Below are 26,568 nucleotides of genomic sequence, written 5' to 3' on the forward strand. Positions count from 1 at the left end.
GGACCGCAACACGCATCCCCCAGTGTGGACGGTCTCCGCGCCGAGGGGAGGGGCACCGGCTCGGCGGGGCCACGGCGCTCCCGGCTCATACTCGGGCCTTCGACGTCAGCCCGTCGGGGGTTGCAGTGGCGGCAGGCCCGCAACACAGCGGTACATCGCAGTCAGTGTCCACGCATGACATGCCGTCGTCGACAGCGAGCACCACGTCCAGCAGCGCCTCCAAGGCGCGGGTCAGATGCGGGTCGGCGATCTCGTACCTGGTCTGTCTGCCCTCGACCTCAGCCACCACAATCCCGCACCCCCGCAGACAGGCCAGATGGTTCGATACGTTCGTCCGCGAGAGGTTCAACTCGCGCGCGAGCCGCGCTGGATACCCCGGCCCCTGCAACAGAGACAACAGAATCCGTGACCTCGTCGGATCGGACATCGCCCGGCCCAGCCGATTCATTGCATCTACCCGAGACGATATAGTCAGCATATGATGACTATACACCGTTTGCTGAACAATACTCGACGACCATCATGACCTGTGAACGTCATCACCAGACTGCTGCTCAGCTCGATCTACCCGCAGACACGGCTGGCGGGATCGCCAGATGATGCGAGACGCCGCCGTCGCGCTCATTCTCTATCTGAGCTACCTAGCCGTCGCCTTCGGCCTGCGCACCTGGCTGCTTTATCGACAGACGGGCATCACCGGATACAACGGCCCATCAGGATCTGTCGGCTCGTCGGGCTGGTCAAGCGGTGTTCTTTTCATCGTCGCTCTACTCTTAGGACTGGTTGCCCCCTTGCTGCAACTCCTCGGCGCGATCGAGCCCATTGAGGTACTCCATAATGCCGCCGTGCGCTATATCGCTTTCGCTCTCACCTTGAGCGGTGCTACGGCAACGCTGGTCGCCCAACACGCGATGGGCCAGCACTGGCGTGTCGGAGTCAATGACGACGAGTTCACTGGACTTGTTCGCTCCGGACTTTTCGCCATCGTCCGCAACCCGTTCTTCAGCGCTTTGCTGGCCACCGCAGCCGGCCTCGCTCTTCTCACACCGAACCTGCTGGCCGTTGCGGCTTTCGCTGCCCTATTTGTCGCAATCGAACTCCAGGTCAGGGCAGTCGAGGAGCCTCACTTACAGACAATGCACGGCGACGTCTATCAGGACTACGCCCAGAAAGTCGGACGGTTCATTCCTGGCGTCGGGCGACTGCGGTCTAATTCCTCGCGTTGACGCGAGCATAACGAGAAGAACGCCTGCGGAATATCCAGCGCACCCGATACCTCACGAGTACCTGTCGGCATGGACGCAGAGAAGTCTGAAGCTGGAGCACCATCCTTTCGCACCGTGTGCCAGGCGTTGGCGTGGCTCGAAGTCGCCCAGCCTGAGGAGCATCGGCGTTGGGAGAGACGGCTGGACGCGGCCGACTACCAGCCCGATGAGGTCTACGACAGGCTCACCCGTGAGTTGGTGGCGCAATGGCGGCAGCATCGTGACGATCCGCTGCCCTCGCACCAACGGTTGAACTCGGATTTGGCGCAGGCCGAGGACTGGCTCGGGCGGGAGTATGCCTCCCCGTGGCGGCGTTGGCATGGTCTGGCGATGACGCCAGCTGAAATCGAGCACGACCACGATGAGCTGCTGAGCCTGTGGCGGCAGCATCGTGATGGTGGCGACGACCTGCCTACAGGCGCGAGAGATTACCTGGCATGGTTGAAGACGTCCAGGGAGGAACGGCTAACCGAGGCCGAGAAGTGGTTCCGCAACGAGGACCCGGACGCCTATCGCCGGTGGGATACCCGCCGGAGCTTCGCCGATACGGTCCAGGATGCCACCCGCGATGAACATGATCTGATCCGCCGGTGGCTCGACGAAGGCGCGCCCGCCGCACCTCCCGCGCCGTCTGCTCGGCAGCCTTCCGCCCGTCACCGGTGGACTGACAAGATCCTGGGCCGGCGGGCACCTGGCCGCTTCGGGCGCAACGATCACGCTGGTCTCGGCCGAAAGCCGGGGGCCGGGCCGCCGTGGGAGCTGTGATGCGTAATGGACGTGTTTCCCAATTTCGACGGGCTGGCGGGCGTAAGCGATCTCGAAGACGTCGTTGGTGCGCTGTTGACGATCGTGCTGGTGGCCGCGGTGTTGATGTTGATCGTCTCGGCTGTGGCGTGGGCGATCGCGTCGGCAGCTGGTAACTACGCGACCGCGGGGAAGGCCCGAGGCGGCGTGCTGGTGGCGCTCGGTGCGGCCGTGCTGGCCGGAGGCGCCATCGCGTGGGTGAACTGGTTGATCGGTATCGGCCGGCAGCTCTAAGACCCGGCCCGTTCTCTCAGCGGACGCCCATCTCTTGACCGAAGGGATGGGCGTTCCTCATGTCCGGCCGCGCTGAGCACACGAAGGCGAAGAAGTCCCGGGGTCGTCGGGTGTACCTGATCGCCGTCCCCACCTGTTTCTCGCCAGTCAGGAGCATGCCGTGTTCGAGTTAGTTGTTTCCGTGATCACCGGCGCGGTCACGATGCCGTTGCAAGTCGATATCGCCCCGAACTCCGATGGGCTACCGGGCATCGCGCAGCTGCGCACAATCGTCGGCGCGGTGATGACGATCGGTCTGATCCTGTCGGTGTTGGCCTTAGTGATCAGCGCGATTGTGTGGGGTTTCGGGTCGAACTCATCAAATCCCCATTTAGCGGGCCGGGGAAAGCTCGGCGTGCTGATTTCCTGTGCCGCCGCGGTGATCTGCGGCGCGTCGGTGACGCTTATCAACTTTTTCTGGAACGTGGGACAACAGGTGTGATTCTTGATGGGCGTCTGCGATATCCCGGTGATCTCCGGCGTCTGCGACAGCGCCGGTGAAGCTGCGGCGAGCCTGGTGGCGGCGCCGTTCGAGTGGCTGGCCTCGGCGATGGGCGAGACCGCCGGATACCTGATCGAGTCGATGTGGGCGATATTCGACACCACGACCTTCGTCGATATCACCAGCCCCGAGTACCTGGCGGTCTACCGGCTGCTGTTCGGCATCGGTATCTTCCTGGTGCTGATCTTCTTATGCTGCCAACTCATCCTCGGCCTGATCCGGCGTGACCCGGCGGCGTTGTCGCGAGCCGCGCTCGGGGCGGCCAAAGCGGTCCTCGGCAGCTTCCTGGTGATCACTTTGGCGGCACTCGCTCTGGAAATCGTCGACCGGCTCTCACTCGGGATCGTGCAGGCCGCGGGTGAGACCAGCGAGACCATGGGCGACAAGATCGCCGCCCTCGCGGTGGGGCTGGGCGCGACCACGGTCGCGATCCCGGGAGTGGGTGCCATCCTCACCATTTTTCTGGCTGGGTTGATGATCTGCGCGGCCGCGATCGTCTGGCTGTCGCTGCTGATCCGCAAGGCGCTGCTGTTAGTGGCGATCGTGCTCGCGCCAGTCGCGCTCGCCGGGGCGACCTGGGATCTGACCCGCGGGTGGATCGGCAAATGGCTCGCCTTTGTCATCGCGCTCATCGTCAGCAAACTCGTGTTGGTGGTGATCTTTCTGGTGGCGATCACGCAGGTCGCGGCCCCGATCGACAGCGACATCGCCTCGGTCGCCGACCCCCTGGCCGGGATCGCCTTGCTGTTTATCGCGGGTTTCGCTCCCTACATCGTCTACAAGACGATCTCGTTCCTCGGCGTGGATCACTACCACGCGACCGGGACCGAGCAAGAGGCCAAGAACGCGCTTAACAGGCCTCTTCCGATACCCGGCGCTCGCCGTCAGGGCGGAGGCACCAAGAGCGTCCTCAACAGCGACAACAACGACGATGGTCACGGCAAGACGGACACCGCGAGCGAAGGCGGGCAGCGACCGACGCCCAAACCCTCCCCCGCGCCGGAGGGCACGCCCGGATCGAATCCGGAGACCACCGAGGTCGCGGCCACCGCTGGGCCCGCGACCGTGGTGGTCGCCGGAGCCGAAGCCGTCAAGGACACCGTGACCGCCGGCCCTCGGGCCGGTGAGGCCGCGGGCGACCAGGCCGAGACCGCTGCGGACGGCCCCACGAATGCCAGCGCGGACAGCGCGCCGCCTCCGCCTCCGTCGGACCCGGTGCCGAAGACACCACCCGACCCGAGCCAACCGAACAAGGAGTGACCCGCCGATGACCACGTCGACGGACCAGCCGCCGGGCACCGAATTGGTGCCAGTGAAGTTCTCCCGACTGACCCGGCGCGGCATCCTACTCGGACTATCGCTGGCCCAACTGATCGCTCTCGGCATCGCCGGCACCACTTTGACCGGCACGCTCTACTCCGGTGGCGGGAAACTGATCTGGCTGTCCGCGCCGATCTGGCTACCGGCCGCGCTGGCCGCCTGGGTCCCGGTCGCCGGGCGCCCAGCCGTCGAGTGGGTACCGGTCGCCGGCTGGTGGGCCTGGCGTGCCACCGGCCACCAGATCGCCTACCGTCGCCGCATTCTCGCCCCGCGTCCGGCCGGAACCCTCGCTCTGCCCGGCGATGTCGCCCGGCTGCGCGAGTACGTGGACCCACACACCGGTGCGGGGATGATCCACGACCCGAGGACACGCACCCTGACGGTGGTGTGCGAGGTGACGCATCCAGCCTTCATCCTGCTCGACCCCGCCGAGCAGCAGCGCCGGGTCACCGCTTGGGGTCGCGTGCTGGCCACCATCTGCCGCTCCGGCCGGATCGCGATGCTCCAAGTCCTCGAACGTACCCTGCCAGCGTCCGGCACAGGCCTGGCCGACTGGTGGGCCACCCACGGTAACGACGACGGTTCCTGGGCGGCCACCACCTACGCCGAACTCATCGACCGAGCCGGTCCCACCGCGCAACGCCATGCAACCACCATCAGTCTCAGCCTCGACATGCGCGCCGCCACACACCAGATCCGGACCGCCGGTGGCGGCATCCGTGGCGCCGCAGCCATCCTGCGACAAGAAATGACCACCCTGACCGCGGCGCTGCGGTCGGCGGACCTGGCGCCCTCGGCCTGGTTGGATAGCGGCGACATCGCCGTGATCTTGCGCAGTGCCTACGACCCGGCCATCGCGCCGGCGTTGGAACGTCACGGCCAGCTCGGCCGGTCGCTGGCGACCGCCGGACCCGCTGCGGTCAACGAGTCCTGGTCACGGATCCGCACCGACTCGGCATATCACGCTGTGCTGTGGATCAGCGAGTGGCCCCGCGCCCGCATTCATCCCGGGTTCCTCTCCCCGGTGCTGCTGTCGACCGATATCCAACGCTCCTTCTCCCTGCTGTGCACGCCCATGCGAGCCGATCAAGCAGCACGCCACGTCCGCAAGAGAAAGACCGAACACATCAGTGACGCGGCCCAGCGGGCACGGATCGGGCAGATCGAAGACGCCGCCCAGGCCGCCGAGTACGCCGACGTGCTCGCCCAAGAAGCAGACCTCACCGCCGGCCACGGGCTGTTGCGCTACACCGGCCTCGTCTCGGTCACCGCTACCAACCCCGACGAGCTCGATGCCGCCGTGGCAGCCGTCGAGCAAGCCGCCATCCAAGCCTCCTGCGAAACCCGGCGACTCGTCGGACAACAGGCTAGAGCCTTCACCGCCGCCGCGCTCCCCCTAGCCAGGCGGGTGTGACGCCTCATTCGGACTTGGGAGCTTTCACTAAGACGGTATCGCCTGGTTCGACCCCTTGCGCCCAGGCCAGAGTCGGCAGTTCGGCACTGTCGAGTCCCGCGGCTTCGAGTGCGACCTGGGCGGACAAGTGCGCGGACCGGATCGATTGTCCGTTGGCGATCGTGGCGTAGAACTGGGCGGCGTAGCTGATGGCATCGCTGTCGTCGATGGTCCCGGCCATACCGATCGCGAATGGCACCACCTGGGCGACAAGGTCATCGATTTGTGCGGCCGAGTTGCACGAGTTCAGCAGCACGAGCACGGGTGGATCGTCGGTTGCGTCGATTGCCTTGGCGAAAGTTTTCGCTGTGACAATCACGCCTTCGTGGTGACCGTCGTGGTCATCCTCGAACACGATGAGGTTCTCGTTGCTGTGGCCCGAGAAATGCACGACATGTGGCCGGAACTTTGCTAGTCCTTCAAGCAGATCAGCCGTGGTGGCCGCCGGTCGGACATCGAGCTCGATCTGGTCGCGGTGTAACGCTGACTCCACCGCAGCACGGATGCGTTTCTGCTCCCGCCCAAGACGCAGGTCACCTTCGGCGGAGGCTCCAAGAATCAGGACCCGCAGCTTCTCCTGTTTGGGCTGTCTCAGTTGTCGTGCAAAGTGCTCAACTGCCAGTTCGGTGTCAGCGACTCTGGATTCCAAGGTGGCGTGTTCCGCAATGGCTTGGCGCTCGATTCGCTGTTGCACCTGTTTACGTTGGCGTTCGGCCGCATCAGCCTCGGCGCTCTCAGCGCGAGCAAGCTTCGACGCCAGGGCCGCTTCCTCCTTGGCATAGGTTGAGGCCTTTTTCTGCCAGCGCGCAGCTTCTTTGCCTGCGGTCTCAGCCTCCCGTTCTTTATTGTCAGCCTGGCGCTGCTTACTTCGCCGCGTGGTGTCGCTCTTGGTCTTCGCACCCGCAAGCCGAGCCCGGCCAGCCTCGGCCCGTTTTGTCGACTCCTTGGATCGGAACTCACCCGCTTTCTTCTCAGCAGCCAGACGTTGGTTTCGTTTGCGTTCGAGCTGACTTCGGTACTGGCTTGCGCTCACTCTCTTGACCCTTTCTGGACCACAGCGTCCTCCTCACTGTACGGGCGTGTTCCGACACTCGTGACCGCCTCGGCGCACCTCCCGGTCGAACCCGATCGTTTGGGGAGGCCGAAGATGCCCACGTTTCATGATCCTGTCGCCGATGCGACCGAGGCCGCGAGCGCGTTGCGCGGTCTGGCGCACGCTTCTCGATCGTTCGAGGACCCGGACCAGACCTATGGGGTGCTTGCTGATCTGTTGGCCGCCAGCCGGTCGTTTCGGCAGGTTCTGGACCAGCTCGCCGACGCGCATCTGACCCACCGTGGGCAGGCGCGTGACGAGGACGGCAGTCGGGCGCCCGGGCTGCTGGCCGCGTTGTCTGCTGCTGATGAGTTACATGAGGCGGGGACGCTGCTCGATCAGGCCAAGTCGCATCTCGTCACCGCGTTGCGAGAGGCCGGGCGCATCGCCTGGCATCCCTACGCGCCTGAGGCCGAGGTACCGGTAGGTCAGTGGGTGCCGGTGGTGATCCTCAATGGCGAGGACACCGATCACGTGGTGGAGCTGATGGACCGTGACGGCGCCGATGCCGCCATCGAGCACGTGGCTCAGTGGGATTACGGCGAGGAGACGACCGAGGCGGCGTTGGACAACGGGCAGGTGTATGACGAGCCGCCGTTCGGTTCGATGGACCGCCGGGCGACACGCGGCGTGTATACGCTCACTTACAGCATCCCGTTCGGGCAGATCGGGCTCTACCGGCAAGCTGACGCGTTACCGGATCTGAAACCGCTCGGCGTCGCCGCGCCCACCGTGACAGGCGCCCACACGAGCCAAACACCCGCGCCGGGCGGAACCGCCACATCTGGTCGGCCAGCTCGGCGTCGAGCGGCCGATACATCGTGGTTCTCACGCGGCGACGACGGTATCGTCACCCGGACACGGGGACGGTCCCTGTGAACCCCAGCGACGAGGAGTCCGAGCGGCTGCACACCTCCGTCCTGGTCGCCCCGTCCGCCGAGCGGCGCCGGCTGCGCAAGCAGCGCCGTCAGGCGGCAGCACGGCTTCAGGCCGACCGGCGCCGCGCCGCACGGGCGGCGGCGAAGGCCAGGGCTGAGACAGAACGCGCCGAGCGCCACGCCACCCGGTATCTGCCCGCGGCCGGTGAACCGGGACCAGCCGCATTGCGGACGCCGGGGCGGTTCCGGCTGCCCCGCCATCAGGACACGTCCGCCACGTTGGCAGCCGCGTACCCGTTTCTGGCCGAGGCGGGCCTGGGCAGCAACGGCGTGTTCGTCGGAGCCGATCTGTACAGCGGCGGCAGTTTCGTGTTCGATCCGTGGGAGCTGTACCGGCAGGGCGTGATCACCGCGCCGAACGTGATCGTCGCGGGAATCGTGGGCAGTGGGAAGTCGAGCCTGGCCAAGGCCCTGTATGTGCGGTCGCTGCCGTTCGGGCGCCGGGTCTACATCGCCGGGGATCCCAAGGGCGAGCACTCCGCGGTGGCCGAAGCGGTCGGGGGTCGGGCGATCCGCCTCGGCCACGGCCTGCCGGCCCGGTTGAACCCGCTCGACGAGGGTTACCGGCCCAGCAACTTGTCCGACGCTGAGTGGGCTGTCACGGTCACGGCGCGGCGCCGGGCGTTGGTCGGTTCGCTGGCCGAGACCGTCGTCGAGCGGCCGTTGTCGCCGTTGGAGCACACCGTCATCGACGCCGCCCTGACTCAGGCCGTCCGCGACCATACGGTGCCGACCCTGCCGATGGTCGTCGACCACATCCTGGCCCCTTCGCACGATCCGGATGGGCGCTTGGCAGAAGACGGCCGGCTCGTCGGCCACGGCCTGCGCCGTCTGGTGGCCGGTGACTTGGCCGGATTGTTCGACGGCCCGAGTACCGAATCCTTCGACCCGTCGTTGCCGATGATCTCCTTGGACCTGTCCCAGGTCACCGAGAGCAACACGCTCATCAGCGTATTGATGACCTGTTCCAGCGCCTGGATGGAGGCCGCGCTGCTCGACCCGGCCGGCGGGCAACGCTGGGTGATCTACGACGAGGCATGGCGGCTGATGAGCCATCCCGCCCTGCTCAAACGCATGGACTCCCACTGGCGGCTGGCCCGGCACTATGGGATCAGCAACATGCTGCTGTTCCACAAACTCAGCGACCTGGACAACGTGGGCGACTCCGGGTCGGCCATGCGCGCTTTGGCGAACTCGCTGTTGGCCAACGCCGAGTCGAGAATCGTGTACCGGCAAGAGAGCGACCAACTCGGCGTCACCGCCGACATGCTCGCGTTGACCGGCACCGAACGTCAGCTCCTGCCGTCGCTCGGGGTCGGCCAGGGCTTGTGGAAGATCAAGGACCGCAGCTTCGTGGTCCAGCACCAGCTTCATCCGGCCGAGCTAGCGCTGTACGACACCACGGGCCGCATGATTGATTCTCAAAATTAGCATCTTCTAATTGTAGAGTAATCAAGGTCTGCGCGGGGCCGCGGCGCGCACCTGGCTGGCATGGGAACACATACCCCCAGTGGGGCGGATCGCAGGTCAGCGCATCGGACCAGGCCCGGAAAGCATCAGGACACGTCACCGGAACGGTCGCCCGGTCGCGTTCCGGTGACGCTGCCGCATGTGGTGGTCACGGCCGCCGACACCGGCACGTTGACGGTCAATGTCGATGACAAACCGTTCCACCCGCCCGACGGTGACCCGCCGTGGACGCGGGCGACGTTCGGCGACCTGCTCGATACCGTCACCCGCGACCGGCATGTGCCGGTGCGGATCGAAGTCCGCGAAACCGACGGCACGGTGTTCACCGACCTGGTTCAGGCCAGCCGCCGCCCCGCCACCGGTCAGCCCGACCCTCCGGCCGACGAGCCGCCGCAACGCGACGCGGTGCGTTCGTTCGAGCAGGTCGAGGTCGTCGGCGAGAGGTTCCGCCCCGGTGAGCAGGTCCTGGTGGCGATCGTCATCGACGACGTCCATGCCGGTCCGGACGGCACGGCCCGAGCCGCACTGTCTCCGGGCCGGATCGAGCCGGCGGACGAGGTGGTACTGGTCGGACGGATGTCCACCACGCTGCGCACCCAGCGGGTCGGATGAGCGGGCAGCGTCAGACCGGCTCGTTCGGCGACGAACTCACCAACATGCTGCTGGCCGGTCTGATCGGGTTGTTCGGGACCACGCTCGTGCTGCGCGTTAGCGGGTCGATCGCCGCGTTCGTGACCGGTGCGCCCCAGCCCGCCGGGAATGTCACTGCCGGGGTACGGGTGTTGTTTCGTCCCGGCGACCCCGCCGCCGCGCTCGACGCCGAGCGCTTGAACCCGGTCGTCTACTGGACCCTGGTCGCGGCCATGCTCGCCACGTTCACCGCTGCGGGAACCTGGGGGTGGGCTTGGGTACGCCGTCACATCCGCAGAACCGAGACCGACCCGCGCAAGCTCGCCGGCGTCGCCACCACCGAGGAAGTCAGGCAGGTCGCCTCACCTCGGGCTTTGTTGCGCCGCGCCGGTAACCTGCGCCCTTCTCTGGAGCATCCGACGCCAAGGGACGTGGGTTACCTGCTCGGCGCCAGCCGCGGCAAACAGGTGTGGGCCAGTGTCGAGGACTCGATGCTGTTGCTCGGCCCGCCGCGTAGTGGCAAGGGCCTGCATGTGGTGATCCCGTCGATCCTGGATGCTCCCGGCGCGACGATCACCACCTCCACCAGGCCCGACAATCTCACGGCGACTCTGCGCGCCCGGGAACGCATCGGCCCGGTGGCGGTGTTCGATCCCCAACACCTGGCCGAAGGGGTGCCGGCCGGGATGCGCTGGTCACCGATCCGTGGCTGCGCCGACCCGTTGACCGCGATGATCCGCGCCACCGGACTGGCCGCCTCCACCGGACTGGGCGCCGGCGGCGTCGAGTCCGGCGGGTTCTGGGAAGGCAAGACACGAACCGCGCTGCAAAGCCTGCTGCACGCCGCCGCCCTCGACCAGCGCTCCCCCGCCGAGCTGTTCCGCTGGACCCTTGATCCCTCGGCGGCGGCCGAAGCGGTCGCCATCCTCACCAACGCACCGACCGCGGCGACCGGGTGGGCCGATTCCTTGGATGCCATGATCGACGCCGACCCCCGCACCCGTGACAGCATCTGGCAAGGCGTCTCCCTCGCCCTGGGTGCGCTGGCCGACCCGCGGGTACTCGATGCCGTCAGCCCGCGCCCCGGTGAGGACTTCGACCCCGAGACGTTCCTCGCCGACCGCGGCACCCTCTACATGTTGGCGACTGGATCCGGAGCCGGAGCCAGCGCCCCACTGGTCGCCGCGTTCATCGAGGATCTGGTGGAGACCGCCCGCCGGATGGCCGCCCGCTCACCGGGCGCTCGACTCGATCCACCGGTGCTGCTGGCCTTGGACGAGATCGGCAACCTGGCAAATCTGCCGAGCCTGCCGACCTTGATGGCCGAAGGCGGCGGCACCGGCATCACCACGCTGGTGGTCCTGCAATCGCTGGCCCAGGCACGCGACCGATGGAACGAGAACCAGGCGAATGCGATCTGGGACGCGGCCATCGTCAAGGTCATCCTCGGCGGAGCATCGAACTCCCGAGACCTGCAAGACCTGTCCGCCTTGATCGGCGAACGCGACGAACACACCGACTCCATCACGATCGGGGACCACGGATCACGGTCCTCACAACGGTCGATCCGCCGGATACCGATCCTGCCGCCCGACCGACTCCGCACCCTACCGTTCGGCACCGGCATGGTCCTGCTGCGCGCCGCCCCACCGATCGTCACCGACCTGACAGCGTGGACCAAACGTGAGGACGCGACAACTCTGACAGCCGACCGCCGCCAGATCGAGCACCTGCTGGAGACCGGATCCGACGGGCCGTCCTGATCGGCCAGTGCACCTAGCAGTCACAGCAATCATCGACCGGCCCGTCCGGTCGCCGGGAGGAGACCTCTCATGACCATGCACACCCAGAAGTCGATCAGCGGCTTCATCGCGTCGGACCCGAAACTGACCTACCACCATGACGGGAACCCCAGGTTCTACGCCCGGTTCAAAAAGGAGCACTACCGCGAGGAGCCCGACGGGTCGTTCACCCAGCTCGAACCGACGTTCCACCACCTCGTCATCCGTCGTAAGACCGCCGAACGCGCCCACGAGATGTTCGCCGAGGGCGACGCCTTCATCGCCGAGGGCTACGTCCGTCGATACAGCTACCAGCGCGACGGCCGACAAGTCGAGGGCGAGGAATTCGTCGCCAAGAAGATCGGCCACGACACCGCCCGCAGCCGCTACACCGTCGACCGGACACCACGCGACCGGGCCGTCGATCACGAGGACCGAGCACTCGACCGCCGTGGCGGGTTCCCCTCTCCCGACCCACCCTCCTACGGGGCCGCCGGGTCCGCGGCGTCCGTACTCGGTCAGTAAGGAATGGGGAGAAGCATGACCGACGAGCCATTTGCTGACGATCACTTCGCTGAGGAGCCCGAACCCGACCTCGACGACACGATCGATGCTCGGAACGATATGGAGGTCTCGGCTGAACCGCCGCGGCCAGTGAACTGGAACCTGCTCACCGCCGACGACCTGGAGATCGAGCTGCTGGAGCTCAACCAATGGGTCCGGTGGCTGTGCCGAACCTATGGGCTGCCAGCCAGCGTGATCCCACCGCTGTGGCATCGGCACTGGGAGCTGATCTGGGAATTGAGTTCGCTGCATTTACATTGGCTCTGCGCCTACGATCCCGAACAAGACGGCAGCGCCCCGCTGGGCTGGCATCGGGACTTCGCCGACGCACGTGGGCGGTTGCGCGACTGGGTGACAGCTGCGGGGACACGACTGGATCGTGACCGGCCCACCCGGCAGACCGTCTGGCCGGGCGACGAGCCGATCGAGTCCTCGGGCGAGGTGCCGATCGCCAACCGCGACCAGGACTTCGTGGAGTTCGTGATCGCCGAGGTCGACCAACGCCGACAAGCCGAAGAGGAGTTCTACGCCTCCCTCGACCCCGACACCGGTGAACTGCGCTGACCGGTGCCGTCAGTCGCCGAGTCCCCGAACGCGGGCGGGCGAACGGTGCGGCGGTCGGGTCTCCAACCGTACCGAGACAGCATCGCTCTGCGAAGGTCGTGAGCTTCGCGTTAGCCGGTGTGAGTTTCGGAACGAGATGGGCGCTCTCTCAATGCCATGATGTTGTGCATGCAAGACGGGCGCAGACTTCAACCCGACGACTTCGCACATCTGCTGTTAGATAATGACGGCTTGTGCTGGTGGTGTCAGAAACGTCCCGCAACGACCGGCGAACACAAGTACAAGCACAGCGATTTGAAGCGGTTGATGGGCGACGACGATGTGTTGTATTGGGGTGACCACGAACAGTTCCGCGAATTGCGCGGTAGGAGCGGCATCAAACGTGACCGGCACGGGGTGGTTAAGTTTCCGAAGTCAATGTGCGGCCCCTGCAACAACGCTAGGTCGCAGCCGTTCGATCTGGCATACGACAGGTACGCCAAATATGTGACTGAACGACCGACTCGGAAGATCCCCGGACTTGACTTCGAGGCGGTCTACGGTGAGTCGTGGGAGAACGATCTTCTGAATCTTGCGCGGTACTTCGGAAAGCACTTCGGTTGCCGAATGGCCCGATCTCGCGTGCCGGTCCCGGAGTCATTGCGGAGCTTCCTCGACGGCTCCACTGACATGCCGGATGCTCACATGGCTTTGATAACAACCGATTCAGTCCACCGGCTCTATCGACATGGCATGTACATAGGACCCGACGGTGTTGACGTTTCGTCCGACTGTTCAAGATTCACCGGATATGTGATGGCGGTCTACCTGGGATCATTCGGGGTTCGCTACATGTGGTCAGAAGAGGAGATTCCAAACGAAGAGCGCTCGCAGTTCTTCCACTTCCCTCGACCGCTTCTGAACTACTTTCGGACCGAGGAAGCGGTGATGCGTGGAGACACCCGCAAGCCTGGCCTCCTCGTCCGATTTCTGCAGTGGGCACAGAAGCCACGTAACGATAGTGGACCCGAAAGCTAACTGTCCGCCAGGTGCGGCCCCAGTTGCACAGCCGCCCCCGGCTTATCGTCTACCACCGGAACCACCCAGCCTCCGACAGGCCAAGTGACGAGCAACACTGCTGAGAGAAGAACTGCATACTCCGCGTGGTCATCGGACCAGGCTTGGACCAAGAGTGTTTCGCCGCGAGCTGCCGGACCCTGACTCCGGGCAACCCTGATGCCTTGAGGTACAAGCATGGGATCAAGACGCTCATTCTTCGGCTTGTCCCGAGCGATCATCAATGACTCCCGGACTCGTTCAGCTTCCGGGGTTTCTGGGATTTTTCCCAGTAGCAAGCACGAGGCGAGGTATGCGGACTTGAGTGCCGCCAGCTGCCAGCGGACGGAGTCGATGACCTGGTAAGTGAAGTCGATTTCACCGCCTTCCTCGAAGACCTCCCGCACCTCTCCTGGGGTCCGCGGCTTGTCCGGCAGCATGACAAACTCGCCGTTGTCGGTTTGTCGCAGCAGAATCTTCGGACCGCGACGAGCTCCCTGAAATCGGGGACTACGGTATTCAACCCGGACCAGGGCGTCTTCCCACCAATCGACGAGGTCAGCTTCCAACTTCGAACCAAAGGCGTTGTTACATCGCGCACAGGTGTTGACCATGACTGCGCCGCCGAGCGCCTTCGGCGGTACGTGTTCGAGGCTGTCTGCATCCGATGCCAGGCAGAGCGGGCAACGATCGAAGTGGCGATTGGGCAGGATCTCGGCGATCGGAATAATCTGATCGACCTTGCGATAGTTCTCGTGTTCCAGACGGCTGATCCGCAGGCTCTTGCCCTGGCCGTCGTCGAGCAGCATCTCATGGGCTTTCGCCAACCCCGGTTCAGGAGAGGAGCCGCGACCGCGTACATGTTGAACCTTGAACGGCTGTCGCTGTTGAGTAGGCTCGCTTGCTTTTTCTGCCACTGAAGCAGCCTAGCGACCAGTGCTGACACCAGCTCTGATGAACCACAGTAGTCACGTTCGCTCGCCCGGCTGTGAGGACTGCCGGCTGAGCGAACTCTTCACAGGGGCAGTCTCATGCCGTCGTATCGCGAGGTTATATCCCGACAGTTCTAGTGGTGTCAGCTTTGAGCGGAAACGACTCATTGCCGACACACATGCTAGGCTCCGCCGACCGCTGGCTCGTCGAATCGTTACGTCTGACTAGATGCCCGTCGTTGATCAGCGGTAGAATCACCAACCAAGGCGACCTGTAGATCAGCTAGGTCACCGGATACATCCGGTGACATGACGCCCTCGGGAAACCGCTCGGGGTCGGTCCATTTCCCACGCGACGTCGCCGTCATCAAGGAGGACTGGACCATGCTCGGTCCTATTCTCGCCGGTGTCACCTACGTCTACGTCTTTCTGCGGACGTGGGCGCCCAGCAACATCGTCTTAGATCTCATCCGTACCCGGTCCGGGCTCAAGTGGGGTGTTCCCGCGATGGGGATCGCGGTGCCCTACCTGGCCATCGCGTACTGGTGCACCACGCTCATCAATGGCGGCGGTCCCGGATGGTTGCATCTGGTGGTGTTGTGGGGCATCTGGAATGGCATCAAGTTCCTGGCTATCGGGCCGGTCAGCCTGGTCCAGTTGACGATCGTGCGGGTGCGGGAGCACCGCGCCAGGACCGCGCCGGCCGGCCGCTGACGGCCGGCGCGACCCCGCACCCTCCCCCGGGGGCTGACCGCGGATCACAGCGGGTCGGCGAAGGCGTCGTCCATGATGTCGGCGGTGACCGGGTCGACGAGTTCGCTAGTGACGACGTAGCTGCGGCGAGTGACCTGCTCGTCTGCGTGCCCGAGCAGCCGGGACGCCAGCCCGATGCCGGCTTTGGCTTCCACGATGGTGGCGGTCGAGCGGCGGAAGATGTGGGTGCTGAACTCCTCGACATCGATCCCTGCGGCGATCAGCTCGGACCGGTGGTCGCCGACGAACGTGCGCAGCAGGCGTTCGTAGTTGCTGACGCTCAACGGCTTTCCCGTCTTGGTGGCGAACAGATACGCCTCGGGGTGTGTGTCGGTGACGGCGAGTTGGTTGCGCACCGCGGCCGCGCTGAACGATGGCAGCACGATCCGCCGTTCTTGGCGGACTTGTTTCGGGGCGGGTTTGCGATGCAGGCCCTCTTTCTTGGTGTAGCGGATCGTGCCGTTGAAGTGCGCCAGCGGCTTGACGGCTGTCACGTCCACGTCGCATCGACGCAGGGCCAGCACTTCGCCGATGCGCACGCTGGTGCCGATCATGATCCACATGGCGTTCTCCAGCACTCGCACGTTGGGACGCGGCCCATAACCGCTGTCGGCGCGCCAGGCTCGCATCAATCGCCGCACTTCCCAGATCTGTGCGGGGGTGAGCACCGATTCCTTCTTGTCCGGCATCGGTAGTCGGCGCGCCGCCCGCACCGGGTTGTGCGTCAGGACCTCGTGCTCGATCGCGACCTGGCAGACCTGCGACAACACCGATCGCACCTTCCGCGCCGCCGACAACGATCGCGTGGTGCGGATTTCGGCGAGGATCTTGTTCAATCGGCGTACCGACAGGTCGATCAACAGCAGGTTGTCGCAGGTGCCAACGATCTCGTTGTTGACCGTGTAGGTGTAGCTGTCGATCGTGCTGTCCTCGACCAGCCCCGACTCGGCCTTGTCACGTAGGAACACCGCGCAACCGTCGGCGATGGTCGAGTCCGCGGTGAGTTCCACGCCGCCGGTGCTGTCGCGCAGCTCGGCGGCTTTGGCGCGCAGCCGCTCTTCGGCCTCCTCGGCGGTCGTCGCGCTGGCTTTAAGGCGGCTCTGGCGGCCGACCTCGTCGCAGAACAGCGCCCGGGCCTGTAGGCGCCCGCTCGGCATCTGGGTGACGCGGATGCGGCCGAGCTGGCCGGCGCGGAGTCTCTGCCTACTCATCGCCGGCCAGCTCCTCGAACCAGACCAGCACCTCGGCGCGCAGGTAGCGGATGTGGCGGCCCATCTTCCGGTACGGCGGACCGGTGCGGGTGCGTCGCCATTCCTCGACCGTGCGCACCGAGACTTGCAGCAGCTCGGCGACCTGCTCGGCGGTGAGAATCTGGCGCTCGTCGCTCATGCCACGCAGGTAGGCCAGGCGCTTCGGGGCCAGCACGGGCCGGCTGCGGGCTAGTCGTAGCAGCCAGGGGCGACGAAGGCCGACGAGGGCTCCGCCAGGCAAAACGGGACCCAAAAAGGGACTTTGAGGGGTAACCGGCCGTGACACCAGCATGGGAATCTCACATTTCCCGCGAGATTCCAGGCGGATTTGGCTGGGGTACTAGGACTCGAACCTAGAACAACTGAACCAGAATCAGCCGTGTTGCCAATTACACCATACCCCAAGGGGGTACCCTGCGGGCTCCTTGCGGAGCCCGGGGAACCGAAGTAAGACTCTACCCGACGGCCCCACCACGCCCCAAACCGGGGTGCGTGCCCACCTTGTACCGAGATCTGCAATCTCGGTTCAGGCCAGGGCGGCGTCGAGGCGGGCGAGGGTCGTGTCGCGACCGAGGAGTTCGAGGGATTCGAACAGCGGCGGTGACACTCGGCTGCCCGTTACCGCCACTCGAACCGGGCCGAAGGCGAGCCGGGGCTTGAGACCCAGGCCCTCGATGAGAGCGCGCCGCAGCGCGCCCTCGATCGACTCCGTCGCCCACTCCCCCAGTCCAGCGAGAGCCTTGCGGGCGGCGCTCACGACCTCCAACCCCTTCTCATCGAGCTGCTTGGCCCGATCAGCCTCGTCGATCGCGAAATCGGCCTCCGACACGAGGAGGAAGCGCAGCATCGCGACCGCCTCGGTCAGCAGATTCGTCCGCTCATGGACGAGCGGCGCCGCACTCGCGAGCGTGGCGTGCTGTTCCTCGGTGATCGGGTCGTCGACCAACCCCGCCGACTGGAAGTACGGCACCAGACGGTCCGTGAATTCGTCCAGCGACAGCAACCGGACATGGTCGCCGTTGATCGCCTCGCACTTCTTCAGATCGAAACGCGCGGGATTCGGGTTCACCCGCGAGATCTCGAAGGCCTCGACCATCTCCGCCAGCGTGAAGATGTCGCGATCCTCGGCGATCGACCAGCCCAGCAGAGCCAGATAGTTCAGCAACCCCTCCGGAAGGAAGCCCTGCTCGCGATAGCCGAGCAGATTCGACTCCGGATCGCGCTTGGACAGCTTCTTGTTGCCCGAACCCATCACATAGGGCAGATGAGCGAACTGCGGGGTGGATCCGTCGCCGACACCGATCTCGGCGAAGGCCTCGTACAGGGCGATCTGACGCGGCGTGGAACTCAGCAGATCCTCACCGCGCAGCACATGGGTGATGCCCATGAGCGCATCATCGGTCGGATTGGTCAGCGTGTAGAGGGGCTGGCCATTGGCACGGACGATGACGAAGTCCTGCACATTCTCGGCACCGAAGGTGATCGGCCCGCGCACGAGATCGTCGAAGGTCCAGTCCTTGGCCGGCATCTTGAAGCGGATCACCGGCCGGCGACCCTCGGCCTCGAAGGCCTGCTGCTGCTCGACGCTGAGGTCGCGGTGCAAGCCGTCGTAACCGCTCGGGCGGCCCTCGGCACGAGCCTTCTCCCGCCGCTCCTCAAGCTCCTCGGCCGTGTCATAAGCCTTATAGGCGAAGCCCGCGTCGATCAGTCGCTGGGCGACATCGGCGTAGATGTCCATGCGCTCGGACTGGCGGTACGGACCGTCCGGTCCGCCGACCTCGACGCCCTCGTCCCAGTCCAGCCCCAGCCAGCGCATCACGTCGATAAGCAGCTGATACGACTCCTCATTGTCACGCGCGGCATCGGTGTCTTCGATGCGGAACACGAAACGGCCGCCGTGATGGCGGGCGAAGGCCCAGCTGAACAGGGCGGTACGCGCCATGCCGACGTGCGGGTTACCGGTCGGCGATGGGCAGAAGCGGGCTACGACCGGTTTGGTCATGCCGGCACCTCCAGGTCGTCGTCTTCGTCATCGACATCGGCGACGACGGGATTGGTCAATGTGCCGATACCCTCGACGGTCACGCTCACCGAGTCGCCGACCTGCATCGGGCCGACGCCCTCCGGAGTGCCGGTGAGCACCACATCGCCGGGCAGCAGCGTCGTGAAGCTCGTGACGTATTCGATGACATCGGCGACCGAGAAGACCATGTCGCTCGTCCGACCATCCTGTCGGAGGTGACCATTGAGTGACGTGGTGACCCTCAGATCGGCCGGATCCAGGTCGGTCTCGATCCAAGGACCAAGCGGGCAGAAGGTGTCGAAACCCTTCGCCCGGGCCCACTGACCGTCCTGGGCCTGCAGATCGCGGGCGGTGACATCGTTGGCAACCGTGTAACCGTAGATCACCTTGGCGGCATCCGCGGCGTCGAGCTTGCGGCAGATCCGACCGATCACCACGGCCAGCTCTCCCTCGAAGTGGAGGTCCTCCGTCTGCTCGGGATAGAAGATCGGCTCATCGGGGCCGATCACGCTCGTATTCGGCTTGTAGAAGATCAGTGGCTCGGCGGGCACGTCGCCGCCCATCTCCGCCGCGTGCCGGGCGTAGTTCTTGCCGACGCAGACCACCTTGCTGCGGGGGATGACCGGCGCCAACAGCCTGACATCATCGAGCGGGAGCTTCTGCCCGGTCAGCTCGACACCGGCGTACATCGGGTCGCCCTTGAGCGGCGCGATCACCGTCGTTCCGTTGTCATCGCCGATCACACCGAAGCGAGGTTCATCGTCCAAGGAGAAGCGGGCAACGCGCATGCCCCCACCCTATCGAGCGCCCCTCCTCCCTAACCCGTTGAGTGTGGGGGCACCTCCCACGAGCGCAGCGAGTAGGGGGAACGTTTGGAGGGTACAACTGTCGATTTTGCCGTCCAAACGTTCCCCCAAGGACTCCGCTTGCGCTCCGTCCAGGGAGGTGCCCCCACACTCAACGGGTTCCCGAGGTCAGGCGGAGCCGAAGCGGCGCTGGCGGGCGGCATACTCCTCGACGGCGGCCCACAGCGCACGACGGTCGACATCGGGCCAGGCGATGTCACTGAAGACCATCTCCGCGTAGGCCGACTGCCACAGCAGGAAGTTGCTCGTGCGCTGCTCGCCCGAGGTGCGCCAGAACAGATCCACATCGGGCATCCACGGCTCATCGAGATACCGGGCGAAGACCTTGTCGTCGATCCGATCGGGGCTGACCTTGCCCGCCTGCACATCGCGCGCGAGCGCGGCCGCCGCATCCGCGATCTCAGCGCGGCCGCCGTAGTTGACGCACATGGTCAGCGTCATGACCGTGTTGTTCCGTGTCAGCTCCTCGGCGAGCTCGAGCTCGCGGATCACGCTGCGCCACAACCGGGGCCGACGGCCCGCCCATCGCACCCGCACACCCAAGTCGTGCATCTCATCCCGACGCCGGCGGATCACATCGCGGTTGAAGCCCATCAGGAACCGCACCTCGTCGGGCGATCGCTTCCAGTTCTCGGTGGAGAAGGCATAAGCCGACACTGCCTCGACACCGATCTCGATGGCACCCTCGACGACATCGAAAAGCGCCGCCTCCCCCATCTCGTGGCCGGCGGTGCGAGGCAGACCGCGCTGCTTGGCCCAGCGCCCGTTGCCGTCCATCACTATCGCGACATGGCGGGGCACCTGCGAGGGCGCCAATGACGGCGGCTGGGCACCCGAGGGATGTGGGCGCGGGGGCCGGGGGGCCGGCAATGTCATGAGTATCGATCCACGTGAGCCAGGGAACGCAGACCGCGCTCCAGATGCCAGGACAAGTAGGCGGCCACGATACCGCTCGCCTCACGCCGGGCACGGTCATCGGAGGACCTGGCCGTCGCCCAGTCCCCCGCCAGCAGCGATCCGAGCAGCTGGACGGTGGCCGGCGACGGCGCCGTCGCGCCCGCGACACGGCACCGGTCGCAGAGCATCCCGCCCGCCGCCACCTGGAAGAAGGTGTGCGGACCCTCGACGCCGCACCGCGCACATGCCTCGAAGGACGGCGCGTAGCCGGCGATCGCCAGGGACCGCAGTTGGAAGGAATCGAGGATGAGACCCGGATCCTCGCGCCGCTCCGTCAGCGCGCGCAGGGCACCCACGAGCAGCGTGAACTGTGGCACCGAAGGCTCGGCTGTATCGGCGACCAGTCGCTCCGCCGTCTCGAGCATCGCGCAGCCGACCGTGTACGCGCCGTAGTCGGCGCCCAGATCCCGGGCGAAGGCGTTGATCGTGACGACCTGGGTGATGAAGTCGAGGGATTTGCCCTCGCCCATCTGCAAGTCGACGTGCATGAAGGGCTCGAGGCGTGCACCGAAACGGCTGGTGGTCTTGCGGATGCCGCGCGCCGCCGCCCGCACGACACCTCGTTCCCGGGTGAGCAACGTGATGATGCGGTCGGCTTCACCCAGCTTGTGGGTGCGCAGCACGATACCCGCGTCACGATAGAGGCTCACCGCCCCATTGTGCCGCGTCCCTCCGACAGTCCCGGCTCGGCGCGCGCATCGTCTTCGGCAGAGGCTCTACGATGTGGCCATGGCCAGACTCGCGGTGATGATCGGCGTCTACCTGGGTTCGGCGGCCCTCGGACTGCTCGCGGCCGCCATCGCGGTCGACGGGTTCCGGGTGCGCGTCTTAGGATTCGTGACCACCGTCATCATCTATGCCATCGTCCAGGGACTCGTCACACCCTGGCTGGCCCGGGTCACCGTGGAGCGTGCCCGGTATCTGGTCGGACTCACCGGCCTCGGTGCCACCTTGATCGCGCTGGTCATCGCCTCTTGGTTCGGACGTGCATTGTGGATCTCCGGCCTGTCCGCTTGGGCGTGGGGTGCACTCGTCGTCTGGCTCGTGTCGTCGATCGCGGCCATCGCCCTCCCTCGCCTCCTGGTGGCCCTCGGCGTCGAGGCAGCCCGCGATCCGCAGGAGTAAGCGTCGCACTCGCCGCCGCCCGCGGATGGCGGTAGCCGGTCAACCTCACCTCGATCGCAGGGGTACGTCAGCAACGTGATGAAGGCTTTATGAGGTTGATAGCCCACCGCGACCACGAGCGTAGGGTTAGATGACCTACCGCCACGCCGAGCTCAGCAGCGCGACAAGGGCCGCGGACTACCCTGGCTGTATGAGTCACGCGATCGTCATCGAGGAGACCGGCGGACCCGAGGTCATGCAGTGGCGCGAGGTCGAGCAGCCCGTGCCGGGACCGGGTGAGCTCCTCGTCGAGACGGGTGCCGCAGGCGTCAACTTCATCGACACCTACCTACGCACGGGGACCTACCGCGCACCTCTCCCGTTCACCCCGGGCAAGGAAGGCGCAGGCCGGGTAGTGGCCGTCGGCTCCGATGTCACGGAGTTCGCACCCGGTGATCGTGTCGCTTGGGCGATGGGCGATGGCGGGTACGCCGAGCATGTCGTGGTCCCCGTCAGGCTCGCTGTGCGGGTACCCGACGGAATCAGCGACGAGCAGGCGGCGGCTGCGTTGCTCCAAGGCATGACCGCGCACTTCCTGGCGCATTCGATCGTTCAGCTCGACGCGGGCGACATCGTGCTCCTGCATGCCGGCGCCGGGGGCGTCGGTCTGCTGCTGACCCAACTCTTGACCCACCGGGGTATCCGGGTGCTGACCACGGTCTCGACTCCCCAGAAGGCCGATCTCTCGCGCAGCGCTGGGGCCGAGGACGTGATCGTGGGCTATGACCGCTTCGAGGAGCGTGTCCGCGAGTTGACCGATGGCCAGGGTGCCCGGGTCGTCTTCGACGGGGTCGGCCGGGACACCTTCGACCGCTCACTCGACGCCGTGCGCTCGCGCGGAACCATGGTGCTATTCGGCGCCGCGAGCGGTCCGGTGCCCCCTGTCGATCCACAGACGCTCGCTGCCAAGGGGTCGCTCATGTTGACGCGCCCCTCCCTCAACGATTTCATCGCCGATCGTGCCGAGCTCGACTACCGGGCCACCGATATCTTCACGGCGATCTCCTCGGGTGAACTGGATGTGCGCATCGGTGCGACCTACCCGATGCCCGAGGCCGCGCGAGCACACGGGGATCTGGAGGCCCGTCGCACCACGGGCAAGGTCCTGCTCACGATCTGACCCGATCAGGCTGCGGCCGCGAACAGCGCCCCGGATCGTGTCCCCAGCAGATCGGCGAGCCGGATGTCCTCCTGATGGACGAATCCGGTGTGCGGCAGCACGCCCGCGGCCACCAGTTCCACGACGCCGACCGCGGATGCCGCGGTCGTCCAGCTGATGGCCCGCCAGCGGCGGCCGTCGATGTCCATCGGCAGATAGCCGCGGACGAAGTTCTCACGGAACGGCTGCCCGTCCTTGACTCCCTCGACGGCCGCGTGCACGTAGACGATGTCGTCGTTGACCGGTGGCTTGGCATCGAGCAGGATGCGCCCGATGAGCGCTCGGTCCTCGCGCAGGTTGAGCTCATCGAAGAGGAAGTGCATCTGCCGGAAGTGCCCGGGATAGCGCAGTGTCTTGTAGTCGAGCCGCTGCACGCGTCCCTCATAGGTCCGGCACATCGTCCCGAGTCCGCCGGAGGTGAGCGCGGCCTCCAGCTCGATGCCGCCGATGACCACGCGTTCCTTCTCCGTCAATGCCGGCACCGTCTGACGGTGTCCCCCGCGGAGCACCTCGCAGTCGTTCAGGTACTCGTTGACGACTCCCTCGGCCGACCAGTTGAAGGCGTAACCGAGGAGGCCGGTCGGGTTCTGGGGCAGGGCACCGACCTTCAGCTCGATGCTGCGCATCGTGGTGAAGGTCGCGGCGACCGATGCTCCGATGATGCCGATCAGACCGGGGGCCAGGCCGCACTGCGGCACGAAGACGGACTCCGGGCGTGCGGCCGACAGCTCCACCACACGGCATGTCGTCGGCACGTCCTCTGTGAGGTCGAAGTAGTGCGTGCCGGCCTCGTAGGCAGCCTCGGCCACCGCGATGTTCAGGTGATAGGGCAGACAGGCCATGACGGCATCGACCTCGGCGAGAGCGACACGCACAGCACCGTCATCGGCGATATCGAGGACCCGGGTCGCGAAATCGGCACACGATCTCTCGACGGCGTCGATACCGATCACGTCGAACCCGGCCCGCACCAGCAGCGAGGCCACCAGCTCACCGACCTTGCCCAGGCCGACCACTGCTACCGTTTCGATCGATCGCGTGGCCATGCTCACAGCATGGACTAAGCCGTCCAGACGGTCCAGGGGAACGCTCGACCCGCCTCCTCGCGCGGTGCATGAGCGTCCATCCGGCTGACCGGATGGACGCTCATCCACCGTTCATGACTGCGGATGGACGCCTACTCACCGCCCGGGTGGGCGGGTGAGGACGGGTCAGTCGCGCGGGATGGTCACGGCCTCCGCGCGGTTGGCCGCACAGACCACGGCGCGCAGCGATGCCGTGACGATGCTCGGGTGGATCCCCACGCCCCAGACCACCTCACCGGCGATCTCGCACTCGACATAGGCCGCGGCCAGCGCATCGCCACCGGAGGACAGAGCATGCTCGCTGTAGTCGAGCACCCGGATCTCCGCACCGGCCTGACGCATCCCGTCCACGAAGGCATCGACCGGGCCATTGCCCACGCCCTTGAAGGAGCGGTGCTCGCCCCGTACGACGAGGTCGACGATCTGCTCATCGCGTCCATCGACACTCGTCGTCGAGGACAGTCCGGCCAATGCGTAGGGCTCCTCCACCTCGAGGTACTCGCGTTGGAAGGCCTGCCAGATCTGATCGGCCTCGATCTCGCCGGCCTCACCCTCGCTCATGCCCTGGATGACGCGGCTGAACTCGATCTGCAGACGACGCGGCAGATCGAGCTGGTGCTCGGCCCGCAGGATGTAGGCGACGCCGCCCTTGCCCGACTGGCTGTTGACGCGGATGACCGCTTCATAGGTACGGCCGACGTCGTGCGGATCGATCGGCAGATACGGAGCCTCCCAGGGCACTTCGCGTACATCGACGCCCTGCTCGGCCGCCTCCCGCTCGAGGTGCTCCAGACCCTTCTTGATGGCGTCCTGGTGCGAGCCGCTGAAGGCGGTGTAGACCAGATCACCGGCGTACGGATGCCTCGGGTGGACCGGCAGATTGGTGCAGTACTCGACCGTTCGGCGGATCTCGTCGATATCGCTGAAGTCGATCTGCGGATCGATGCCCTGGCTGAACAGGTTCATGCCCACGGTCACCAGGTCGACATTTCCGGTGCGCTCGCCGTGGCCGAAGAGGCACCCTTCGACGCGGTCCGCCCCGGCCATCATCGCCAGCTCCGTCGCCGCGACCGCCGTGCCGCGGTCATTGTGCGGGTGCAGGCTGATCGCGACGTGCTCGCGGTTCTTGACGTGCCGGCCGAACCACTCGATCTGGTCGGCATAGGTGTTGGGGGTGGCCATCTCGACCGTCGCGGGCAGGTTGAGGATGATCTCGCGTCCGGCCTCGGGCTGCCAGACGTCCATGACCGCATCACAGACCTCGACGGAGAACTCGAGCTCGGTGCTGGTGAAGATCTCCGGACTGTACTGGTAGCCGAAGGCCGTGTCGTTCATATTCTGCTCGGCGTACTTCATGACCATCTCGGTGCCACGCGTGGCGATGGCGCGGATCTCGTCGCGCGAGGCATTGAACACCACCTTGCGGAACAACGGCGCCACCGCGTTATAGAGGTGGATATTGGCGCGCGCGGCACCGGCCAGCGACTGCGTGGTGCGCTCGATGAGGTCCTCGCGCGCCTGGGTCAGGACCGAGATCGTCACATCATCGGGAATCAGATCCTGCTCGATCAGATCGCGCACGAACTGGAAGTCGGTATCGCTCGCGGCAGGGAATCCGACCTCGATCTCCTTGTAGCCCATGCGCAGCAATAGATCGAACATCCGGCGCTTGCGTGCGGGGGTCATCGGGTCGATGAGCGCCTGATTGCCATCACGCAGATCGGTGGACAGCCACCGGGGCGCGGCGGTGATGGTCGTGTTCGGCCAGGTTCGATCGGGGATGTCGATCGGCTCGAAGGCACGGTAACGGCCGAACGGCATCGGCGACGGCTGCTGGGGAGAGACGGGGTTGTTCTTCACTAGGGGCTCCTCGGGTGAGTTCGTCAGGCGGCCGGTCACGACGAACTCCGCGGCGAGGTGCCCGACCTAGTGGACCTCGACGCGGCAGCGAAGGAGCAGGTTCGCGTAGCGCATGACGTGGTCAGCATAACAGGCACGCGACGACCGCCCCCACGCGCGACCGCTGATCGCCCCAGCCAGGTCGGACCGCACCATGGCCGGTGCCGATTCAGACGAGCTTCAGTCGTCGCAGCCGAGGAACTCGCCGCTCACCGCATCGACGCTCACCTCCACGTCCTCGGAGTCACCGTCGGCGCGGATGTCGAACTGATAACGGGGACCTCGCGAGGTGCCCTCCAGCTTCCATTCGACGATGCGGCCGTCATACTCGGCGAGCGCGGTCCCCATCGCGTCGTCGAGCTCGACCACATCGCCGACCGAGACGACCTCGGCTGCCTTCTCGGCCCGGTCATCGTCATCGAACCGCTCGGTCTCCTCCGCGCACCCGCTCGTCATCGGCTCCGATGACGGTCTCGTACTCCTCATCCGCTGACACCAGCTCGATCGTGTAGACCAGGCCCTCGCGACCATCGTCGAGTTCGATGGAGGCCAGATCGCCGTCGAAGGACTCCTGTGCCAGCGCGACGGCGTCCCGCCACGACAGCGCCACGTCGGTATCCGCCAGATCCGTGGTCGTCCGGGTCGGGCCGCCGGACGCGTCATCGTTATCGCCGCATCCCGCGAGGAGAGCCGCGAAGACCGCTCCGGCTCCCGCCATCAACATCCGCTTCCCCATACCGGCCAGCCTGGCACCCTTCATCACCCGACGCAGCTCGATCGCGTGCGGC

At 65.9% G+C, this 26,568-nt stretch carries 29 protein-coding genes and 1 tRNA gene; 16 read left to right on the plus strand and 14 right to left on the minus strand.

Going from position 1 to position 26,568, the window contains the following annotated elements; translation table 11 throughout:
* Positions 1 to 85: 85 nt before the first annotated feature.
* Positions 86 to 478 (minus strand): metalloregulator ArsR/SmtB family transcription factor, encoded by a 393-nt coding sequence (locus BHE97_RS16965; protein WP_087625227.1) that lies wholly within the window; start codon positions 476 to 478, stop codon positions 86 to 88.
* 118 nt (positions 479 to 596) lie between these two features.
* Between BHE97_RS16965 and BHE97_RS16970 the strand changes: the two genes are divergently transcribed.
* The 6 genes from BHE97_RS16970 (at position 597) to BHE97_RS16995 (ending at position 5,578) form a co-directional block, all read left to right on the plus strand.
* Positions 597 to 1,226, plus strand: a complete 630-nt coding sequence (locus tag BHE97_RS16970) for an isoprenylcysteine carboxylmethyltransferase family protein (RefSeq protein WP_236757761.1) — start codon at positions 597 to 599, stop codon at positions 1,224 to 1,226.
* A gap of 69 nt (positions 1,227 to 1,295) precedes the next feature.
* Positions 1,296 to 2,030 (plus strand): hypothetical protein, encoded by a 735-nt coding sequence (locus tag BHE97_RS16975; protein WP_140400225.1) that lies wholly within the window; start codon positions 1,296 to 1,298, stop codon positions 2,028 to 2,030.
* Between the two features lie 6 nt (positions 2,031 to 2,036).
* Positions 2,037 to 2,303 carry a DUF6112 family protein gene (locus tag BHE97_RS16980; protein ID WP_087625229.1) on the plus strand — a complete coding sequence of 89 codons (267 nt, stop codon included), beginning with the start codon at positions 2,037 to 2,039 and terminating at the stop codon, positions 2,301 to 2,303.
* Between the two features lie 160 nt (positions 2,304 to 2,463).
* The gene (locus BHE97_RS16985; protein WP_087625230.1) at positions 2,464 to 2,784 is read left to right on the plus strand and encodes a DUF6112 family protein; all 321 of its coding nucleotides are present in this window, start codon (positions 2,464 to 2,466) and stop codon (positions 2,782 to 2,784) included.
* Between the two features lie 6 nt (positions 2,785 to 2,790).
* Positions 2,791 to 4,104, plus strand: a complete 1,314-nt coding sequence (locus BHE97_RS16990) for a conjugal transfer protein TrbL (protein WP_087625231.1) — start codon at positions 2,791 to 2,793, stop codon at positions 4,102 to 4,104.
* Between the two features lie 7 nt (positions 4,105 to 4,111).
* Positions 4,112 to 5,578 carry a PrgI family protein gene (locus tag BHE97_RS16995; protein WP_087625232.1) on the plus strand — a complete coding sequence of 489 codons (1,467 nt, stop codon included), beginning with the start codon at positions 4,112 to 4,114 and terminating at the stop codon, positions 5,576 to 5,578.
* Between the two features lie 4 nt (positions 5,579 to 5,582).
* Here the strand turns inward: BHE97_RS16995 and BHE97_RS17000 are convergent, their stop codons facing one another.
* Positions 5,583 to 6,650: a CHAT domain-containing protein gene (locus BHE97_RS17000; RefSeq protein WP_087625233.1), complete on the minus strand. Its 1,068-nt coding sequence runs from the start codon at positions 6,648 to 6,650 to the stop codon at positions 5,583 to 5,585.
* Positions 6,651 to 6,710: 60 nt separating this feature from the next.
* Here BHE97_RS17000 and BHE97_RS17005 point away from each other — a divergent pair, with 60 nt between their 5' ends.
* The 7 genes from BHE97_RS17005 to BHE97_RS17035 all read left to right on the plus strand — a co-directional run bounded on the left by BHE97_RS17005 (position 6,711) and on the right by BHE97_RS17035 (position 13,674).
* Positions 6,711 to 7,589, plus strand: a complete 879-nt coding sequence (locus BHE97_RS17005) for a hypothetical protein (RefSeq protein WP_201791507.1) — start codon at positions 6,711 to 6,713, stop codon at positions 7,587 to 7,589.
* Positions 7,586 to 9,079 carry an ATP-binding protein gene (locus tag BHE97_RS17010; RefSeq protein ID WP_087625235.1) on the plus strand — a complete coding sequence of 498 codons (1,494 nt, stop codon included), beginning with the start codon at positions 7,586 to 7,588 and terminating at the stop codon, positions 9,077 to 9,079. Before BHE97_RS17005 ends, BHE97_RS17010 begins: the two co-directional genes overlap by 4 nt.
* 165 nt (positions 9,080 to 9,244) lie before the next feature.
* Entirely contained in the window at positions 9,245 to 9,730 is a 486-nt protein-coding gene (locus BHE97_RS17015) for a hypothetical protein (RefSeq protein ID WP_087625236.1), read from the plus strand.
* On the plus strand, positions 9,727 to 11,511 hold the full coding sequence (locus BHE97_RS17020; protein ID WP_087625237.1) for a TraM recognition domain-containing protein: 1,785 nt from the start codon (positions 9,727 to 9,729) through the stop codon (positions 11,509 to 11,511). The genes BHE97_RS17015 and BHE97_RS17020 overlap by 4 nt, the downstream gene beginning before the upstream one ends.
* A gap of 69 nt (positions 11,512 to 11,580) precedes the next feature.
* Complete coding sequence (locus tag BHE97_RS17025) at positions 11,581 to 12,054, plus strand: single-stranded DNA-binding protein (RefSeq protein ID WP_087625238.1); 474 nt, start codon at positions 11,581 to 11,583, stop codon at positions 12,052 to 12,054.
* Between the two features lie 15 nt (positions 12,055 to 12,069).
* Complete coding sequence (locus BHE97_RS17030) at positions 12,070 to 12,657, plus strand: hypothetical protein (protein ID WP_140400227.1); 588 nt, start codon at positions 12,070 to 12,072, stop codon at positions 12,655 to 12,657.
* Between the two features lie 306 nt (positions 12,658 to 12,963).
* Positions 12,964 to 13,674 (plus strand): hypothetical protein, encoded by a 711-nt coding sequence (locus BHE97_RS17035; RefSeq protein ID WP_201791508.1) that lies wholly within the window; start codon positions 12,964 to 12,966, stop codon positions 13,672 to 13,674.
* Here BHE97_RS17035 and BHE97_RS17040 read toward each other — a convergent pair.
* Positions 13,671 to 14,609, minus strand: a complete 939-nt coding sequence (locus BHE97_RS17040; RefSeq protein WP_140400229.1) for an HNH endonuclease — start codon at positions 14,607 to 14,609, stop codon at positions 13,671 to 13,673. The two genes, BHE97_RS17035 and BHE97_RS17040, sit on opposite strands and share 4 nt — an antisense overlap.
* A 324-nt stretch (positions 14,610 to 14,933) precedes the next feature.
* Here BHE97_RS17040 and BHE97_RS17045 point away from each other — a divergent pair, with 324 nt between their 5' ends.
* Positions 14,934 to 15,338: a sulfate permease gene (locus BHE97_RS17045; protein ID WP_236757762.1), complete on the plus strand. Its 405-nt coding sequence runs from the start codon at positions 14,934 to 14,936 to the stop codon at positions 15,336 to 15,338.
* Between the two features lie 44 nt (positions 15,339 to 15,382).
* Here BHE97_RS17045 and BHE97_RS17050 read toward each other — a convergent pair whose 3' ends face one another.
* From BHE97_RS17050 to recO, 7 genes are all read right to left on the minus strand, one after another.
* Positions 15,383 to 16,588: a site-specific integrase gene (locus tag BHE97_RS17050; protein ID WP_087625240.1), complete on the minus strand. Its 1,206-nt coding sequence runs from the start codon at positions 16,586 to 16,588 to the stop codon at positions 15,383 to 15,385.
* Entirely contained in the window at positions 16,581 to 16,766 is a 186-nt protein-coding gene (locus tag BHE97_RS17055) for a helix-turn-helix domain-containing protein (RefSeq protein WP_087625355.1), read from the minus strand. Before BHE97_RS17055 ends, BHE97_RS17050 begins: the two co-directional genes overlap by 8 nt.
* A 190-nt stretch (positions 16,767 to 16,956) precedes the next feature.
* Positions 16,957 to 17,031, minus strand: a tRNA-Gln gene (locus BHE97_RS17060).
* A 122-nt stretch (positions 17,032 to 17,153) separates the two neighbouring features.
* Positions 17,154 to 18,629 (minus strand): glutamate--tRNA ligase, encoded by a 1,476-nt coding sequence (gene gltX / locus BHE97_RS17065; protein ID WP_087625241.1) that lies wholly within the window; start codon positions 18,627 to 18,629, stop codon positions 17,154 to 17,156.
* On the minus strand, positions 18,626 to 19,438 hold the full coding sequence (locus BHE97_RS17070) for a fumarylacetoacetate hydrolase family protein (protein WP_087625242.1): 813 nt from the start codon (positions 19,436 to 19,438) through the stop codon (positions 18,626 to 18,628). The genes gltX and BHE97_RS17070 overlap by 4 nt, the downstream gene beginning before the upstream one ends.
* Before the next feature lie 186 nt (positions 19,439 to 19,624).
* Positions 19,625 to 20,392 carry an isoprenyl transferase gene (locus tag BHE97_RS17075; RefSeq protein WP_087625243.1) on the minus strand — a complete coding sequence of 256 codons (768 nt, stop codon included), beginning with the start codon at positions 20,390 to 20,392 and terminating at the stop codon, positions 19,625 to 19,627.
* Positions 20,389 to 21,123, minus strand: coding sequence for a DNA repair protein RecO (recO, locus tag BHE97_RS17080; protein WP_087625244.1), 735 nt, complete (start codon positions 21,121 to 21,123; stop codon positions 20,389 to 20,391). Before recO ends, BHE97_RS17075 begins: the two co-directional genes overlap by 4 nt.
* Positions 21,124 to 21,202: 79 nt before the next feature.
* Between recO and BHE97_RS17085 the strand changes: the two genes are divergently transcribed.
* Together BHE97_RS17085 and BHE97_RS17090 are read left to right on the plus strand one after the other, a co-directional pair.
* Positions 21,203 to 21,598, plus strand: a complete 396-nt coding sequence (locus tag BHE97_RS17085; RefSeq protein WP_087625245.1) for a phage holin family protein — start codon at positions 21,203 to 21,205, stop codon at positions 21,596 to 21,598.
* A gap of 190 nt (positions 21,599 to 21,788) precedes the next feature.
* Positions 21,789 to 22,757, plus strand: a complete 969-nt coding sequence (locus BHE97_RS17090; RefSeq protein ID WP_087625356.1) for a quinone oxidoreductase — start codon at positions 21,789 to 21,791, stop codon at positions 22,755 to 22,757.
* 5 nt (positions 22,758 to 22,762) lie between these two features.
* Here BHE97_RS17090 and BHE97_RS17095 read toward each other — a convergent pair whose 3' ends face one another.
* From BHE97_RS17095 to BHE97_RS20205, 4 genes are all read right to left on the minus strand, one after another.
* Positions 22,763 to 23,842 carry a saccharopine dehydrogenase C-terminal domain-containing protein gene (locus BHE97_RS17095; RefSeq protein ID WP_087625246.1) on the minus strand — a complete coding sequence of 360 codons (1,080 nt, stop codon included), beginning with the start codon at positions 23,840 to 23,842 and terminating at the stop codon, positions 22,763 to 22,765.
* 165 nt (positions 23,843 to 24,007) lie between these two features.
* A complete protein-coding gene (leuA, locus tag BHE97_RS17100) occupies positions 24,008 to 25,702 on the minus strand; it encodes a 2-isopropylmalate synthase (RefSeq protein ID WP_087625357.1) in 1,695 nt (564 codons plus the stop codon).
* 258 nt (positions 25,703 to 25,960) lie between these two features.
* A complete protein-coding gene (locus BHE97_RS20200; protein WP_170931479.1) occupies positions 25,961 to 26,236 on the minus strand; it encodes a PepSY domain-containing protein in 276 nt (91 codons plus the stop codon).
* Positions 26,196 to 26,516: a PepSY domain-containing protein gene (locus BHE97_RS20205; protein WP_170931480.1), complete on the minus strand. Its 321-nt coding sequence runs from the start codon at positions 26,514 to 26,516 to the stop codon at positions 26,196 to 26,198. The genes BHE97_RS20200 and BHE97_RS20205 overlap by 41 nt, the downstream gene beginning before the upstream one ends.
* Positions 26,517 to 26,568: the final 52 nt, after the last annotated feature.

It is taken from the genome of Aeromicrobium sp. PE09-221 (assembly GCF_002174305.1).
GTDB lineage: Bacteria > Actinomycetota > Actinomycetes > Propionibacteriales > Nocardioidaceae > Aeromicrobium.